The sequence below is a fragment of the Salegentibacter echinorum genome, from assembly GCF_900129445.1.
Classification (GTDB): domain Bacteria; phylum Bacteroidota; class Bacteroidia; order Flavobacteriales; family Flavobacteriaceae; genus Salegentibacter; species Salegentibacter echinorum.
On sequence record NZ_FQVT01000006.1, the window covers coordinates 48,320 to 65,965 of the forward strand.

Consider the following 17,646-nt stretch of genomic DNA (forward strand, 5'->3'; position numbering starts at 1 on the left):
TAATTTGACATAAAAATTAATAGCAATGCTTAAATCAATAATTAAAAAATCTATTTTCCTGGTATTCTGGCTAATAGTTACTCCCGTCCTGGCTCAGGAATCAAAAACCATTAGCGTTTTTGATGAAGTACCGATGAATTTTAACGGGGAAAAGAAAGAAATCTCTAATGGAGAATATCTTCAAGACGGACGAATAATTATAAAAAAGATCACTGTTCCAGAATATCCTAAAGGCACCGATGTTAAGGTAAGAGTAACGGTAAAATCTGCCGGAGATCGTTGGGATAAGTCGGGATCTTTATTTGTGATACCAAATCCGCAAAAGCTCAATATGCTGGATATCGCCAAAGGAAATGGAGAATATCCTAAACAAGCAGGGCCGGATGGTTATCCAGGGATTAAACTGGGCGGAAACTATGAACCTGCGTTGGAAGTTTTAAGGTTTATGACTCCTTTTGGAGTGGGTTATTATAGCGATGAGGAAAAGAACCCAAATATTAAATATAACAGGCCGGTATATGTTCCCAAATGGGAAGATGAGGTTACCTGGGAAATGGATGTTTCACAGCTGGAAAGCGAACTTACAGGAGAAGTATTAATAGGTGCCTGGATAGACACCTGGACTCCTGAAGGTTATAAAATAAGTGTAGAATTAGAATATTCTGGTCGTGATCTAAGCAAGAAGGTGGTAAAACCTTTGGTAAACACTGTTTACTATGCAGGCCAAAAACACCCCGATCTTTTTGCGTTTAATCCTTTAAAAGCTGAATTTGAGTTGCCACAAAATGCTAAAAATGCTAAACTCTATTATATTACCACGGGACATGGAGGTCATAGTGGCGGAGATGAGTTTATAAAACTAAAAAATACTGTAAAATTCGATACGAAAACCGTTTTAGATACTATTCCATGGCGAGATGACTGTGCCAGTTTTAGAAGATTTAATCCCTCATCTGGGGTGTGGACACGTAAAGACTCAGCCCAGGCTTATAATAGAGAAGGAAAGAAGATTTTTCGAGAAGTAGAGGAGCGATTGGCTTCTTCAGACTTATCGCGTTCCAATTGGTGCCCCGGCTCTAAGGTAGCTCCCTATGTGTTAGAACTGGGAGATTTACAAGTCGGCAAACACGAGCTTGTAATTGATATTGATGCGACACCTATAGATGGCGATAAATTGAATCACTGGTTGGTCACAGCATATTTAGTTTATGAAGAATAATTTTTAAAATTAACTTAAGCATAGTTAAACAAAAGCCCGACAATATTACACTGCCGGGCTTTTGTTTTAAAATGTTTAGAAAATACGATATGGCAACCATTAAGTCTTGAAAATTTCGAGCCGTAGTTTTAGAAAACAATTATCGTTGAAATGAGCTGTCATTGCGACGTAGGAGGAATCTTTCTCGTAGAATAAAGATTCTTCAATCCGCCAGCTGCGTTCTAAATAACAAACTAAAATATTATCAACGCAAAGCTCAACTAAAGTCAAAGTTTTTTGTTCTTATTTTTTCATTAATAACCACCTTAAAACCTCAATTTAAGAATATTTTTTACTTCCTTTTATCTTACTAAGAACTACATCGTTTTCGATAAAGTGTTACTTAGCTTTTCGCAGTCGTCATTAGTCGATATTCTTTTGGCATCAGAGAGATTTGGTTGAACTTTATTCACAGATAATTAACTGAATTAATCCCCATTTTTAACAAAATGCTAAACCAATGAAACAAAAATTTTATCTATTTCTGGCATTTGTTTGTTTTCTAAACATGCCAAAAATGCTAGCACAGGAAAAAACTGTGAGTGGAACTGTAGTAGATGCCGATGGAGCTATGCCATTACCAGGCGTTACGGTTCTCGAAAAAGGAACCAGTAATGGTGTTTCGACAGATTTTGACGGAAATTTTTCAATTGAAGTAAACGAAGAAGCTACTCTGGTTTTTTCTATGGTTGGTTACAAAAAACAAGAAATAGTTGTAACCGGCAAAAGTAATGTAGATGTAAGACTGGGCTTAGATACAGAATCCCTGGACGAGGTGGTGGTTACCGCCCTGGGGATTAAACGAGAGGAAAAGACTCTTACTTATGCGCAACAGGAAATAGGTGAGGATGAAATTTCCAAAACCAGGGAAAGTAACTTTGTAAATAGCCTGGCAGGTAAAACATCTGGTCTCCAGTTAAAACAAAGTGCAACTGGTGCAGGAGGGTCTTCTAAAATTGTACTGCGCGGTAACAAAAGTATTTTTGGTGTGAGTTCACCATTATTTGTTATTGATGGTGTTCCTATGGTAAATAATGCTGGGACTTCGGACAACAGTGTTTTTAACAGTACCGATAGTGGAGATGGACTTTCCCAAATTAATCCCGACGATATTAAAAGTATCTCCGTATTAAAAGGTGCTAATGCTGCTGCACTTTATGGAAGCCAGGGAGCTAACGGAGTTGTGATTATTAATACAAAAAGCGGTGAACCAGGTAAATTGAGTGGTAGTGTGAGCTCTGGGGTTCTTTTTGATAAAGCGATAGATTTGCCCGATATGCAATACCGCTATGGTTCTGTAGAAGGTAGTGATGAAAGTTGGGCTACTGAAAAAAGTGATTACAATGATGATTTTGTTGAAGATTTTTTTGATACCGGTCTTCAGTTAACCAACTCTTTAATGTTGAGTGGCGGTTCAGAAAAAAGCTTGTCTTATATCTCTTATGCCAATACCATTTCTAAAGGAATTGTGCCAGAAAACGATTATATGCGGCATAACTTAACCTTTAAACAGACTAACAAGTATTTTGAGGACAAACTTAAAATTACTTCCAGGATAATGTTGACCGATGAAAAAATTGGCAATAAACCAAATACAGGATATTATTTTAATCCGCTTACCGGTTTGTATTTATTCCCCAGGGATAAAAACTTCAATGATTACAAAGAAAACTATGAGGTTTTTGACGAAGGAAGAAATATGATGCTACAAAATTGGTTTGTAGATAGCGATAAACAACAAAACCCTTATTGGGTTATCAATAATAACTCCAGCGAAAATAGGGTTAAAAGAATGATTGCTAACCTGGCAGTAGAGTATGATATCAACGAAAAGTTAAAACTGCAGGTACGAGGAAATTACGACTATTCAACAAATGAATTCGATAAACGAATAAAAGCGGGAACTGCGAGTACTATTTCCCATAGAAATGGACGTTGGATATATAGAGACTTAACCAGTAATCAAATGTATGCCGATGCTATTCTTACTTATTCAGATCGTTTTGGAGACTTTGATTTAAGTGCTGTTTTAGGGGGAAGTTATGAAAAGAGTGTGATAGGGGATGGCGTAGATGTTGACTCGGATTTTTATGGACTACAGTACGCTAATATCTTTAACTTTCAGAACCTGAATAAAGAAGTGCTTGTTAAACAGGTAATGGAGAGTAGAAAAGAAAAACAAGGACTTTTTGCCAATGCACAAATAGGTTATAAAGATATGTTATATCTAGATTTATCTGGTAGAAATGACTGGTCTTCAACGTTGGCTTTTACAGGGAACTCTTCCTATTTCTATCCTGCTATTGGAGCAACTGCATTATTAAGTGAGATTGTAGAGATGCCAAGTTTTATAGACTTTGCGAAATTTAGAGCCTCTTATTCTGTGGTTTCAAATGAGGTTCCTTCTTTCTTCACCCGGCCCTTAAATGAAATAGATTCAGATGGTATTATTATTAATACTGAAAAGCCTTTCTCAGAATTAGAACCGGAAGATCAAAAGAGTTTTGAAGTCGGTACAGATTGGCGTTTCTTCGGAAACCGTTTAGGATTAGATTTTACGTATTATAGAATTGATAATGAAAATCAATTTATTCCCCTTAGTGCACCTGCCGGGTCAGGATATAGCGTGTATTATGTAAATGCCGGTCATATTCAAAACACAGGTTTTGAAGCTGCTATTCATGCCAAACCAATTCGTACTGAAGATTTTGAATGGGAATCTAATGTAAACTTTTCTTCAAACAAAAATGAAATTATTGAATTGCATCCAGAGTTACAGGGAAGATATGAGCTTTCTAAAAGTGAAGGTTACGCACTTTATATAAACGAAGGCGGGTCTTTTGGGGATATTTATGTATATCAATTTGAGCGTGACGATCAGGGACGTATTTTGGTAAATGATGAAGGTGTACCGCAAAGATCTAGCGAATATGAATTTATTGGAAATGCTGAACCAGATTTTATGCTTGGTTGGAACAATAGTTTTACCTATAAAGACTTTACTTTAAGTTTTTTAATTGATGGAAAATTTGGTGGAAAAGCGGTAAGTGCGACAGAAGCATTATTAGATGGCTATGGCGTTTCAGAAAGAAGTGCAGCCGCCCGGGATAGAGGTTTTGTACAGGTGAATGCCGTAGATATGGATGGCAATGCGGTAAGCGAAATTGATGCCGAAACTTATTACAAAGCTGTAGGAGGTAGAGATGGGATTATGGAAAATTATACCTATAGTGCCACTAATATTAGATTGAGACAGGCAGCCCTGGCGTATAATTTCAAATTTGATGAACACGTTTTCTTCGATCAAATGAATTTGTCGCTTATTGCCAATAACTTATTCTTCTTCTATAAAGACGCTCCGTTTGATCCAGATCGAACTTTTAGCGGAGGAAATAATTTTCAATCATTTGATTTGTTTACAGTACCAATAAAAAGGTCGTTTGGATTTAATGTAAACCTAAAATTTTAAAAATTTATTATGAAAATAAATAGTATAAAAAACTGTATTCTCCTATCTATAGGTCTTGCATTGACAAGTTGTACAGGAGATTTTGAAGAATTAAATACTGATCCTTACGGAGTATCCAATGAAAGTTTAGAGCAGGATTTTAATGATATAGGCTCTTTCTTCCCGGGTATGATTAGAATGTTGGTGAATACCACAGATTTTAAATATCAGATATCCCAAAACCTAACTAGTGATTCCTGGGCCGGTTATTTAGCACCACCAACTCCTTTTGCCGGTGGTTCTAATAATACCACCTACAATATGGTTTGGAAAGATAATACCTGGACGACCACTTACGAAGAGATTATGGCACCATCTCGCCAAATTATTGAATTAGCACAAGAAAAAGAGCAACCTCAATTTGAAGCCTGGGCAAAATTAATTCGTATTTATGGCTTGCAAAAGGTGGCCTCATTTCACGGTCCTGTGATTTACACCAGTTATGGAGAGAGTAATACCACTTCATATTATGATAGTGAAGAAACGCTCTACAATGCTTTTTTTGAAGATCTTGATGCGATAAACGCAACCTTAAGCGAATTTGAAGATTTTGAGGGTTTTAAAAACTTCGACATTGCTTATAATGGAAATGTTAGACAATGGCTCAAGCTTTCAAATAGTTTAAGATTGATGCTAGCCACTCGTTTAAGTAATGTAGCACCTCAATTAGCAAAAGAACAGGCTGAAAAAGCAGCTAATAATTCTTATGGTTTAATTGCTAGCAATGCCGATAATTTTACAGTAGAGTTAGGTTCTGCAAACCATCCACTTAATACCATTGGATTTAGTTGGAACGATACTCGTATGTCTGCAACAATGGAATCCTTTTTAGTAGGCTTTGAAGATCCACGAATTGAGAAAATGTTTACTCCGGTAACCGGTGAAAATCCCCAAAACTTAATAAATGATCACCCTAAATTTCCATACAAAGGAATTAAAAATGGAGCGGTACTCATAGCTAAAGAAAAAAGGGTACCATATTCCAAACCCGGAGAATATTTTACGACAAACCCAGATTACACAATACTTAATTATGCCAGCGTTAATTTTATGTTAGCAGAAGCAAAATTAAGAGGTTGGAATGTTAGCGCAATGGATGTTAAAGATCTTTATAAAGAAGGTGTGATTGCTTCTTTTGATCAATGGGGTGCAGGTGATGTTGATAATTACCTGGTAAATGATACCAATACGCCAATTGATTACAATGATCCTGAAGCACGTTCAGCTGAAGAAAATGCTTTTGACGCACAAACCGATATAACTGTAAAATGGAATGAAACTGCATCCAACGAAAGAAAATTGGAGCGCATAATTACTCAAAAATGGATAGCTGGTTTCCCTAATTCTTTTGAAGCCTGGGTTGACTTTAGAAGGACTGGATATCCTGCTATTGAGCCGGTATATAAAAATGATAGCAACGCAGGTGACGGCCTTGTAGAAGAAGGAGAGTATATAAAACGTATGCGTTTTGTTCCCGATGAATATGCTGAAAATCCTGAGGGGGTAAGTGATGCTGAAACGAAGTTAGGAGGCCCCGATAAAATTAATATACCACTTTGGTGGGATGTTGAAGGAAGTAACTTTTAAATTTAAAAAGCCGTAGATGATTTTAATCGTCATCTTTAATGATTTAGACCAGTTATAGTTTCTTCGCGGTTAATCCCGCGCAAGAATTTAACTCCTTATTCATTAAAACTCTGCGCTAATCTTTATCTGCGGCTTTTATTCTTTATTACTTACTTAAATAAAAACTCATCATGACTCATAAAGTTAATAAGGTATTTTTTGTGGTTTTAAGTCTTTTTTTGAGCTTGGGTTCTATTGATGCTCAAGAATTAAGAGTGGCAAGCTACAACTTGAGATATGACAATCCAGCTGATTCATTGAATAATTGGCAGTATAGAAAAGACATTGTTGCTAAATTAATCCAATTTCATGATTTTGATATTTTTGGGAGTCAGGAGGGATTGCAACATATGTTAGCTCAATTGTCAAATAAACTTCCCGAGTATTCCTATATTGGTGTTGGCAGGGACGATGGGGAGCAAAAAGGAGAACACTCGGCTATATTCTATAAAACCAAAATGTTTCAACTATTAGATAAGGGGGATTTTTGGCTTTCTGAAAATACTTCCAGACCAAATGTTGGTTGGGATGCCGCTTTACCAAGAATTGTTTCCTGGGGTAAGTTTAAGGTGAAACAAACCGGAATGGAGTTTTATTTCTTTAATACACATTTTGATCACGTTGGAGTACAGGCAAGAAAAGAAAGCGCTAAACTAATTTTAAGAAAAATAAATGATATTGCTAAAGATAAACCAACCTTATTGACCGGAGATTTTAATGTAGATCAAAATAGTGCCAGTTTTAAAGTTTTAAATGGTTCAGATTTACTGAGCGATGCTTACGCTCTTGCCGAACTTCAATATGGAGCTGAAGGTACTTTTAACGGATTTAAGATCAACACACGAAGTGAAAGTCGTATAGATCACGTTTTCGTGTCCCGTGATTTTAAGGTGTTGAAGCACGGAATACTTACCGATACGTACCATACAAATTTAAAAACTTTTAAAGAGGAAGAAAACTCTGGCGCTCATCCCAGGGAAATCTCGATTTATAAAAATGAAGCGCGTCTTACTTCAGATCATTATCCTGTTCTGAGTATTCTGAAATACGACGTGGATTAATCAGGGTTTTTGAAAATGACAAATAAATTTTCATGATATGTTACAATTATTAAATACAGCAGATTTTTAGAAAATCTATCACTCAGCATTATCCAATTTGGTATGCAGTATCTAATGCTTATAATTTAGAATGATATTCCTTAAATCCTTTTTCAGCTCTCATTTTTCAGCTGCAAAATCTATCGAAATTTAAAGTAAAAAACAATATCGTAAGTAGTTTCCTTATGGATGAAAAAGGTTAGGAAAATATACTTTTTTGGCTTTTAACTTCTATTTTTGATAAACTATTCTAAAGATACAACGGCTAGATCTAATATTTGAAAACTACATCGTTTTCGATAAAACGTTGTTGAGCTTTACATAACAGTCATTAGTCGATAAACTTTTGAAATATGGTATAATTAACGGAACTTTATTCACAGTTAATTAACTAAAATTAGATCTTCATTTTAACAAAATGCAAAACTTATGAATCAAAAAATTTACTTTTTTCTGGCGTTTGTTTGCTTTCTAAACATGCCGAAAATGTTAGCACAGGAAAAAACTGTGAGCGGAACGGTAATTGATACCGAAGGTGCCATGCCCCTGCCGGGAGTCACAATCCTGGAGAAAGGAACCAGCAATGGCGTTTCTACAGATTTTGATGGAAATTACTCTATTACTGTGGCCGAAGACGCTACCCTGGTTTTTACTATGATTGGCTACAAAAAACAGGAGATTTCTGTCGCCGGAAAGACTACTATAGATGTTAGTCTTGGAGTTGATACCGAAGCTCTGGATGAAGTAGTAGTTACCGCATTGGGGATAAAAAGGGAACAGAAATCCCTGGGATATGCATTACAGGAAGTAGGTGGTGAGGAATTAATAGAAAGTCGTGAAAGCAACCTTGCTAATGCCTTTACCGGTAAGGTAGCGGGATTGAACGTTGTGCGCGGTAGCGGCGGACCGGCTAGTTCTTCAAAAATTGTCTTGAGGGGAAATAACTCCTTAACAGGGGACAACCAGCCACTAATCGTGGTAGATGGCGTGCCAATGGACAACTTTACGGGTGCTGAAAATAATGACTACTTTAACCCAAGTCGTGATACAGGAAACGGTCTGGGAGATATTGATCCAGAAAATATTGAAAGTATGTCTGTGCTTAAAGGAGCTTCAGCTGCTGCACTTTATGGATCGCGTGCCGGTAACGGGGTTATTTTAATTACAACCAAATCTGGTACTGCTCAGGAAGGATTGGGTATCACCTATAATGTAAACTTAGGTTTTGAAGATTTGTTCTTAAAACCAGATATGCAAAGTTCTTTTGCACAGGGTAGTAATAATATTTATAATGCAGAATCAACTTTAAGTTGGGGACCAAAAATTGAAGGACAAACTGTAACAGATTATACCGGGGAAGAAGTACCATTGAGAGCTTATAATAACGTGGAAAACTTTTTTGATACTGGAGTAAGCCTAAACCAAAGTCTTTCTTTTTCACAAAAAATAAACAATACTTCTGTTTACTCATCGGTTAGTTACTTAGATGATGAAAGCATGATTCCCGGTGCTGAATTAAACCGAACAAACCTTTTAACAAGAGCAACAACCACCTTTGGTCCTAATGAAAGATGGACTACAGATGTAAAGGTGCAGTATATGAATAACAAAGCTATAAACCGTCCGCTTGGTGGGGCAAACGTTTCTAATGCTTTTTTAACCATGTATTTGTTACCACGATCTGTGGACATTACAGACTTTAGCACTCCAAAAGACGAATTTGGTAATATGACCTGGTATAATTCTTCAAATCAGGTAAACCCATATTGGAATGCAAAATATAACACCAACAAAGACTCCAGGGATCGTTTCCTATTAAATGGATCTGTAAAGTATGAGTTTGCAGATTGGTTGACGGGTGAAATTAAGGGAGGTAGTGATATGTACACTACCAGCACTGAAAAGAAAGTTTACGATGGTAGCCCTATTGTAGACAATGGACAATATAGTCTTGGTAAGAGAACCTTTATGGAAAATAACTTTAGTGCTCTTTTTACTGCTAGAAAAGATGATATACTTGGTAACTTTGGCGTAAGTGGTAACCTGGGAGGGAACCTTATGCACCGTAAATCCAGCAAATTAGAGTCTAATGTTGGAGAATTAGAAGTGCCCGATTTCTTTTCCATTAATAATGGGGTAGATAGACCAAATGTTACAGAAGGTTCTACCGAATATAAAATTAATTCTTTATACGGTACCGTTCAGCTTAATTATGACGGGTACTTATTCTTAGACCTTACTGGAAGAAATGACTGGTCTTCTTCACTTAGCGAAGATAATCGTTCTTTCTTTTATCCTTCTGTAAGTACATCTATTGTGCTTAACGATCTTATAAAAGATACCGGTGGTGAAATGCCAGGTTGGATAACATTTTCCAAACTTCGTGCATCTTATGCAGAGGTAGGTAATGATTTAGATCCTTACCAATTATATAACTCTTACTATTTAGGTAAAAACTCTAATGATGAAACCATAGCTGGAAGACGAAATACTCTATTCAACCCAGATTTACAAAGTGAGTTGATCAAATCCTGGGAAGCAGGATTCGATCTTAGGTTTTTAGATAACAGAATAGGACTGGATTTCTCCTGGTACAAAACTAATGCTACCAGGCAGTTAATTGAAATAGACCTAAACCCCTTAAGTGGTTATTTAAGAAAAAAGGTTAATGCCGGGGATATTGAAAACCAGGGGATAGAAGTAATGCTTAATGCGACTATTTTAGATAATCCGGAAGGCTTATCCTGGAGCACCAATATCAACTTTTCCAAGAACGAAAATACGCTTAATGAGCTAACGCCAGACTTAGATCGTTATAAATTAGGTGGATATGATAACGTAGAAATTATTGCTGAAGCTGGTTCTGGATACGGAAACATTTATGGTACAAAATTTAGAAGGGTAGAAGACCAAAACAGTCCTTATTTTGGTGAACTTATTTTAGATGAGAGTGGATTACCATTGGAAACCGATGAAAGCTTTTACCTGGGCAATCAACAACCTGATGCTTTAGTAGGTTGGACTAACTCTTTTAAATGGAAGCGCTTTAACTTTAGTTTCCTAATTGATGGTAGGTTTGGCGGAAAGATCTTCTCTGGTACAAATGCCGCTATGCAATTACAGGGAACTGCCAATGCCACGGTAGTTAACGGTCAAAGAGAAGAATTTGTAGTAGATGGGGTAGTAGATGTTACTCCTGAAGGAGCGAGTGATCGTGTATTTGAAGAAAATCAGGCTGCAGTAAGTCATCAAAATTATTGGGAAGCTGTTGCTGGGGTAGGAAACCTGGGAATAACTGAAGCTAATATGTATGACGCGACTAATATTAGATTGCGAAATATTAATTTAAGTTATAACTTACCTAAAGATTGGATTGATGTTCTGGCACTTACAAAAGCTAAAGTGGGTGTAAGCGCAAATAACCTTTGGATGATAGATAGTGATATGAACGGAATTGACCCAGAATCGGTTTACGCTACAGGTACAAATGCGACAGGATTTGAAAATGGCTCTTCACCAACATCTAGAAGCTATTTCTTTAATGTATCATTAAGTTTCTAAAAAATAAACTATGAAAAATTATATAAACAAAACATTATTAGCAGTCGGGATAGCGGCAGGATTAAGTTCCTGCTCCGATTTCGACGAGATCAACGAGGACCCATTTGCTGCCAATGAGGAGCAGGTGCAGGTAGCCTATTTTTTGAACAATGCTATAACAGGGGCACAACAAAACCCTCACGTAGCAGAACGAGCTTTCGTTTTATATTGGAAAGCTGCCGCAAGACAGGATAGAACTAACACGCTCCCGGTTGGAAGTGCTAACGATGGCTGGTCCAACGATTATTTCAATTCTGTATCAGGTTGGTTAAACCATGTGAATACTGGTATTGATATCGCTCACAAACAAATTGATGAAGGTAATATAAAAGAATACAGCGAGAATATTCTTCAAATTTCCAGAATATGGCGTGTGTACCTTATGAGCGAAATGAGCGATAATTTTGGACCTATTCCAATTGAAGCTTTTCAGCAGGTAAATCCAGAGTTTGCCAGCACTAAAGATGTATATTACTACATGTTGGCCGAATTAAAAGATGCAACTGCAAAATTAGATACAGAGTTAACCGAAAAACCAGATGGTGGTTTAGACCCTGCTTTTGGATTTGATTATAAGAAATGGAATAAATACGGTAATTCCATGCGTATGCGTTTAGCCATGAGATTATCTGAAGCAGACCCGGCAATGGCCAAAGAAGAATTTGAAGCGGCCGCTTCAAATGAATTTATAATGACTATAGACGAAGCTTTCGCTGTTCAGGAGAAAGGTGGATGGGATGATTTTACAGCACCTATGTCCAGGCAATGGAACGCTCAATATCTTTCAGCAACTTTAAATGATTTATTTATTGGACTTGGAGGTATAGAGACTACTTCAGCCATTGGGGAGTCCTTTGCTCCTTATGTTAAGGATAAGGATTATGCAGGTTTACTTTATGATGAGCATTTTGCAACAAAAACCAATGCTCCAAAGGCTGGGTTTTGGTTCGATGGTTTACATAAAGAAATAGATCCAAGAGCTTATAAAGCTTTCGGGATTCCAGGAAATTTTGAGGATTCTGGATTTACATTTTATCCATCCTGGACCAGCGATGCCAGAAACACTACACGAGCTTTAGTAGATGATGCCGGTGAAGTATTAGACTCAATAGATGCTTCTTTTACCTGGAATGCATCAGTTCCAGGAAGCTGGGGAGAAAAAGGTGCTAAAAATAATTTGTATTCCTATATAGGTACTATCCCAAGAATGAAATTACCATTTAGGGATGGTAGTAAGAAAAGAATTTTCTTTGCACCCTGGGAGTCTTATTTCTTAGTAGCTGAAGCTGCCGAAAAAGGATGGAATACTCCAATGGACGGTAAAACGGCCTATGAAGAAGGGATAAAAGCTAATTTCGAATACTGGGATCTTTCTGGTATGGCTAATGAATATCTCTCTTCTGAAGAATATAACAATGCCGGTACTTCTGTAAGCTGGGATCATACAGCAGAGCCACCACAAACGCACAAAATGCGTTACAAAAATGGCTATACTGGTGCAGAATCTACAGTAGATATCAAGTATCCCAATAATGACCTTTATAAAGACGGCCAGGTTAAAAACGACCATTTAACCAAGATTATTACGCAAAAGTATATTGCCCATTTCCCATACTTGCCATTGGAAGCATGGAGCGATCACAGAAGATTAGGATTACCGTTTTTCCCAAATCCAGCGGTTGAAAATCCACTTCCAGATCATCCAAATTTAAATGAGAGCAATTATATGGAAGTTCATAAGGATTTCTTCCCACAACGTTTAAAGTACCCTTCTGGATTACGTAATAGTGATAGTGAAGGTTACCAACAAGCGGTAAATTTCCTTGATGGTGATGATACTGTGTTTACGCCATTATGGTGGGCACAAAAACAATAGGTTAAAAAGTTAATTGCAGCTTTTTTTAAAGGGCTGTCTGGAGAGGAAAACCTCTTGAGACAGCCTTTTTTTGTTTTTGGGTTCAAGGTTCAACACCGCATCGTCCTTAGTCCTCGTTAACAACAAACCAAAATTAAACTAGCAGACCCAGTTTTCAGCATATAGATGTCAGGCACGCTAAAGTCCCCGCAACCCACAACTAGCAACCATATTCAGGCAAGGTCAAAGGTCAAACCCACAACCCATAACCCATAACTCATAACCCATAATCCATTACCCAAACAGAGAATACTTTCGAATATTTTTAAGATAAAATTTGGTTAAAACAATTATTGGTTTAAATTTGTTATGTATAACATAATACAATACTACTATGCAGATTTTCGCAGCTACTTATACTCCTTTAAAAAAGGATAACAGCTTTAACCCGGCGGTTATAGATGTTTATGCCAATCATTTAAAAGAAAATGATTTGTCAGGAATCTTTGTAAATGGTTCTACTGGTGACTTTGCGTCCTTAACTATAGCAGAGAGAAAAGAACAACTTGAGGCCTGGGCCAATAATAAAAAAGGTCTAAAACTTATAAATCACGTGGGTGATATTAGCCTTAAAAACGCGATAGATCTGGCTAAGCACTCCAGGGATAAAGCAGATGCAATTGCTGCCATTGCCCCTTTTTATTTTAAACCGGGAAACTTAGGTCAATTAATTGAATACTGTTCAAAAATTGCCGCCGCTGCACCGCAACTTCCGTTTTATTTTTATCATTTACCTGTTTTAACCAATGTAAATTTCGATATGCAGGAATTTTTGAAGAAAGCCATTGCCGAAATTCCTAATTTCCAGGGGATAAAATTTACTGAAAATAATTTAGTCGCTTTTCAGGAAGTAAACGGCAGCGCGAAAGGAAAAGATATTTTCTTTGGTGTAGATGAAGCTTTTCTTCCAGCAGTTGCAGCTGGATCTAAAGGAGCCGTAGGCAGTACTTTTAACCATTTAATGCCATTATATGCCAATATATTAAGAGCTATAGAAGAAGGTGATTTTAATGAAGCACAAAAATTACAAAGACTTTCCATCAGCTTTGTTAAAACTTTAGATCAGTACGGCGGCTTTAACGGTGGCGGTAAAAGCTTTATGAGAGCTTTAGGTGTAGATTGCGGACCCTCCAGGTTTCCACACACTACATTGAAGAATAAACAAATTGACGATGTTATTGCGTCTTTCACTAAATTAGGCTTGGATAAATACCTAAAAATTAGCGATACGGTTAAATAACTAATTTTTTTTAATCAATTATTATGTATAACATAAAACATTTTATACTTTTAAACTTAAATATTTGTTAACTGCAAAAAAACAAAAACTATGAAAGACCATACAATTACCAATTTTGGTTCTTTTTATAAGAGCTGTTTACCGCCAAGGAGATTGGCAAAAGACTTAAAAAGCTACTTTCTATTAGTAGTTTTATTCTGTTGCTCTGGTATTGGCTTCGCTCAAAATAAGGAGATAAACGGAACAATTAAAGACGCTAATAATGTGCCTGTGGTTGGAGTGAATGTTATTGTACAAAATACCACAAATGGAACACAGAGTGACTTTGATGGTAATTATTCTATAACTGCAGCTCCTGGAGATGTACTTGTTTTTAGTTTTATCGGTTTTAAAAATCAGGAACGTATAGTAGGTACCGATGATACTATTAATGTTGTTATGGAAGAAGACCTTGCAAGTTTAGACGAAGTAGTAATCACTGGTTATGGGAAGCAATCCCGTGCAAAGCTTACAACTTCGGTTGCAAAAATGGATACCCGTATTCTGGAAACTTCTACAAGATCTAATGCTGCAACAGCTTTACAGGGAACCATTCCTGGATTAAGAGTAACCAACACCACCGGGCAACCGGGATCAACACCTGATATTGTACTTAGGGGCGGAACAAGTTTTGATGGCTCTGGTTCACCTTTAATTCTTATAGATGGCGTTCCAGGAAGTTTTTACGCTTTAAATTCCGATGATATCGAATCTATCGAAGTTCTAAAAGATGCCGCGGCAACGGCTATTTATGGTGCAAGAGCAGCAAATGGAGTTGTATTAGTAACCACTAAGTCTGGTGAAGGTGGAAAAACAACTATTACCTATAAACAAAAATATAGCATCAATTATGAAAGGGAAACACCTGATTATCTGGATGCTGCAAATTTTATAAAATACAATCGTCAGGCAGTTTTATACTACAATGAAGCAACCGGAAGAAATAACTTTGACGCCGGATTTCTAAACGGTGCCCTGGCTTTTGGAACGGGAGGTAACACGACAAACTCTCCTTTTACTACTCAATATTTAACCAATGAAAACAGGTATTTATTAGATTATCCCGGCTGGAATACCGTGACAGACCCTGTAGATCCCAGTAAGGAAATTCTGTTTCGTCAAAATAATGTAGGGAAAGATATTTATCAACCCAGTACTTCTACCGAGCACTACATCGGTTTTCAGGGAGGAAATGAGAAAGGTTCTTATTATGCAAGTTTGGGGTATTTAGATAACGACGGGCTCATTCTCGGTTCTGGCTTTAAAAGATATTCAGGAAAATTTACCGGATCTTATAATATTTCAGAAACCTTCAAAGTAAATTCCAATATTCTGTATTCCCATTCCAATTTAAATTTAAGTCCATTAGGAAATAACAATACAGTGTTTAGAAGATTTGCGGGTCAGGCACCTACTTCAAGGACCTATAATAATAATCCAGATGGAAGTATATCTGATGATTTAAACCCAGGTACGAATTTCGGATTTGGAAATCCTTTATATTATCAGGATAAATTTATTCGTGACAATCTGGAACAACGTCTTACTGCTTCGGTAGGCATAGATTGGGATTTAATGTCTAATTTAACTTTTTCACTTACGGGAAGTCATTTTACCGTGAACAATTTAAATGAAAATTTTAATAAGGCATATTTAAATGGAAATTCTTTAATCGAAACACGAAACGCTTCTGCCAGTACCGAAAAGACATTGAGAAATCAAATTACAGGTACTTTAAATTATACCAAAACCTTCGATAAACATTACTTCGATTTATTATTGGGTGCTGAATATTACAGAGATGAATATTTTAGCTTTTCGGCTGGAACGAAAAATTCTCCAACCGACTTAATTCCAACTTTAAACGCCGGCGCTGAAGCAAATGGAGTGCCTTACAGCTATAGAACACTTCAGGTGATTGCTTCTGGTTTTGGACGACTAAATTATGATTATGACGATCGTTATCTTTTAGGTTTAACCTTTAGGTATGATGGTTCATCCAGATTGGGAAATAATAAATATGGATTTTTCCCGGGACTATCTGTAGGATGGAATTTACATAATGAAAACTTTTTCCAGGATTCTTCCATAAACAATGTTTTTACCAAAATTAAACCAAGAATTAGTTACGGGGTAAACGGTAATCTCGCATCCCTGGCTTTACCAGGTCAACCTGAACGTACTGCTAACTTTGTATCTTTCGGTTCTTACGGTTCACAAGGAGTTTATGACGGGCAAACGGGTTATGCCAATACAAGGTTACCCACGCTTGATTTGCGTTGGGAACGTTCTACAACACTCAACTTTGGGCTGGATATGTCCCTATTTGATAATCGAATCAACTTAATTGCCGATTATTTTATAAGAGATGTTGAAGATAAAATTTCAGATTTAACATTACCCTATTGGACAGGTTTTGGCTCTATTAGAACCAATAATGGAATCTTAAGAAATAAAGGATTCGAATTGCAATTGGGAGCCGATATTGTTAGAGGTGAAGGTTTTCAATGGTCGGTGAATGGTACTTTATCAAAAATTAAAAACTTTGTAGTAGAGTTGCCAGAAAATGACAACGAACTTAACCGCCAGGGGGGAACCCAAATTTATAATCCCAGCACCGGGGAACTGGAATATGTTGGAGGATTACAGGAAGGAAAACGCGTTGGGAATGATATGGTAGTTACTTATGTGCAGGATTATATTTATGCAAACCAGGCCGAAGTAGATGCCGATTCCAATGTTCAGGATGATTTCCTTCCAGATCCATTTAAGCGATACCCCGGTGACGTAGCTTGGGTAGATACTAATGGTGATGATATTATTAACAGCTTCGACAGACAGGTAATAGGAAGAACCACCCCCGATTTTTACGGAGGACTTTCCACAAACATGAGCTATAAAAACTTTAGTTTATACGTAAAAACAGATTTTGCGACCGGTCACGTTATTTATAACCATATTCGTGGAAAAGGTTTAGCTCAAACCCAGGGTAACCTTAACCAGGATGCTTTAGTTTTAGACTCCTGGACTCCCCAGAATACCGATACCGATGTACCGAGGTTTGTTTTTGTTGACGCACAGGATAATATCTTTAGAGGTGGCGAAGGAACGGTAAACAGTCGCTTTTGGGAGAAAGGAGATTATTTAGCTATTAGGGAATTAACGCTTAGCTATGATTTACCTACAGAAACATTTACCGATAAAATTAAAAAGTTAAGCTTATATGTAACGGGAACTAACCTGCATTACTTTAAAAGTTATAGTGGGGATACGCCAGAGCAAGGAGGATATCAGGCCGGACAATTTCCGTTACCCAGGACTTTTACTTTAGGACTTAATTTAACTCTTTAAAAAAGAAAT

General features: G+C 36.9%; 8 protein-coding genes. All 8 read left to right on the top strand.

All coding sequences use genetic code 11. The annotated features are described in order from the left end of the window. Positions 1-25 precede the first annotated feature (25 nt). The 8 genes from BUA71_RS10930 (at position 26) to BUA71_RS10965 (ending at position 17,637) form a co-directional block, all read left to right on the top strand. Positions 26-1,219, top strand: coding sequence for a PNGase F N-terminal domain-containing protein (locus BUA71_RS10930; RefSeq protein ID WP_072879679.1), 1,194 nt, complete (start codon positions 26-28; stop codon positions 1,217-1,219). Between the two features lie 499 nt (positions 1,220-1,718). Further along, positions 1,719-4,727, top strand: coding sequence for a SusC/RagA family TonB-linked outer membrane protein (locus BUA71_RS10935; protein WP_083572083.1), 3,009 nt, complete (start codon positions 1,719-1,721; stop codon positions 4,725-4,727). Between the two features lie 9 nt (positions 4,728-4,736). Continuing rightward, positions 4,737-6,353 carry a SusD/RagB family nutrient-binding outer membrane lipoprotein gene (locus tag BUA71_RS10940; protein WP_072879681.1) on the top strand — a complete coding sequence of 539 codons (1,617 nt, stop codon included), beginning with the start codon at positions 4,737-4,739 and terminating at the stop codon, positions 6,351-6,353. Between the two features lie 170 nt (positions 6,354-6,523). Continuing rightward, entirely contained in the window at positions 6,524-7,453 is a 930-nt protein-coding gene (locus BUA71_RS10945) for an endonuclease/exonuclease/phosphatase family protein (protein WP_072879683.1), read from the top strand. Positions 7,454-7,978: 525 nt separating this feature from the next. Further along, the gene (locus BUA71_RS10950; protein ID WP_245812573.1) at positions 7,979-11,053 is read left to right on the top strand and encodes a SusC/RagA family TonB-linked outer membrane protein; all 3,075 of its coding nucleotides are present in this window, start codon (positions 7,979-7,981) and stop codon (positions 11,051-11,053) included. A 10-nt stretch (positions 11,054-11,063) separates the two neighbouring features. Then, positions 11,064-12,968, top strand: coding sequence for a SusD/RagB family nutrient-binding outer membrane lipoprotein (locus BUA71_RS10955; RefSeq protein ID WP_072879688.1), 1,905 nt, complete (start codon positions 11,064-11,066; stop codon positions 12,966-12,968). Positions 12,969-13,341: 373 nt separating this feature from the next. Continuing rightward, the gene (locus tag BUA71_RS10960; RefSeq protein ID WP_072879690.1) at positions 13,342-14,247 is read left to right on the top strand and encodes a dihydrodipicolinate synthase family protein; all 906 of its coding nucleotides are present in this window, start codon (positions 13,342-13,344) and stop codon (positions 14,245-14,247) included. A 90-nt stretch (positions 14,248-14,337) separates the two neighbouring features. Beyond that, positions 14,338-17,637 carry a SusC/RagA family TonB-linked outer membrane protein gene (locus BUA71_RS10965; protein WP_083572084.1) on the top strand — a complete coding sequence of 1,100 codons (3,300 nt, stop codon included), beginning with the start codon at positions 14,338-14,340 and terminating at the stop codon, positions 17,635-17,637. Positions 17,638-17,646 lie beyond the last annotated feature (9 nt).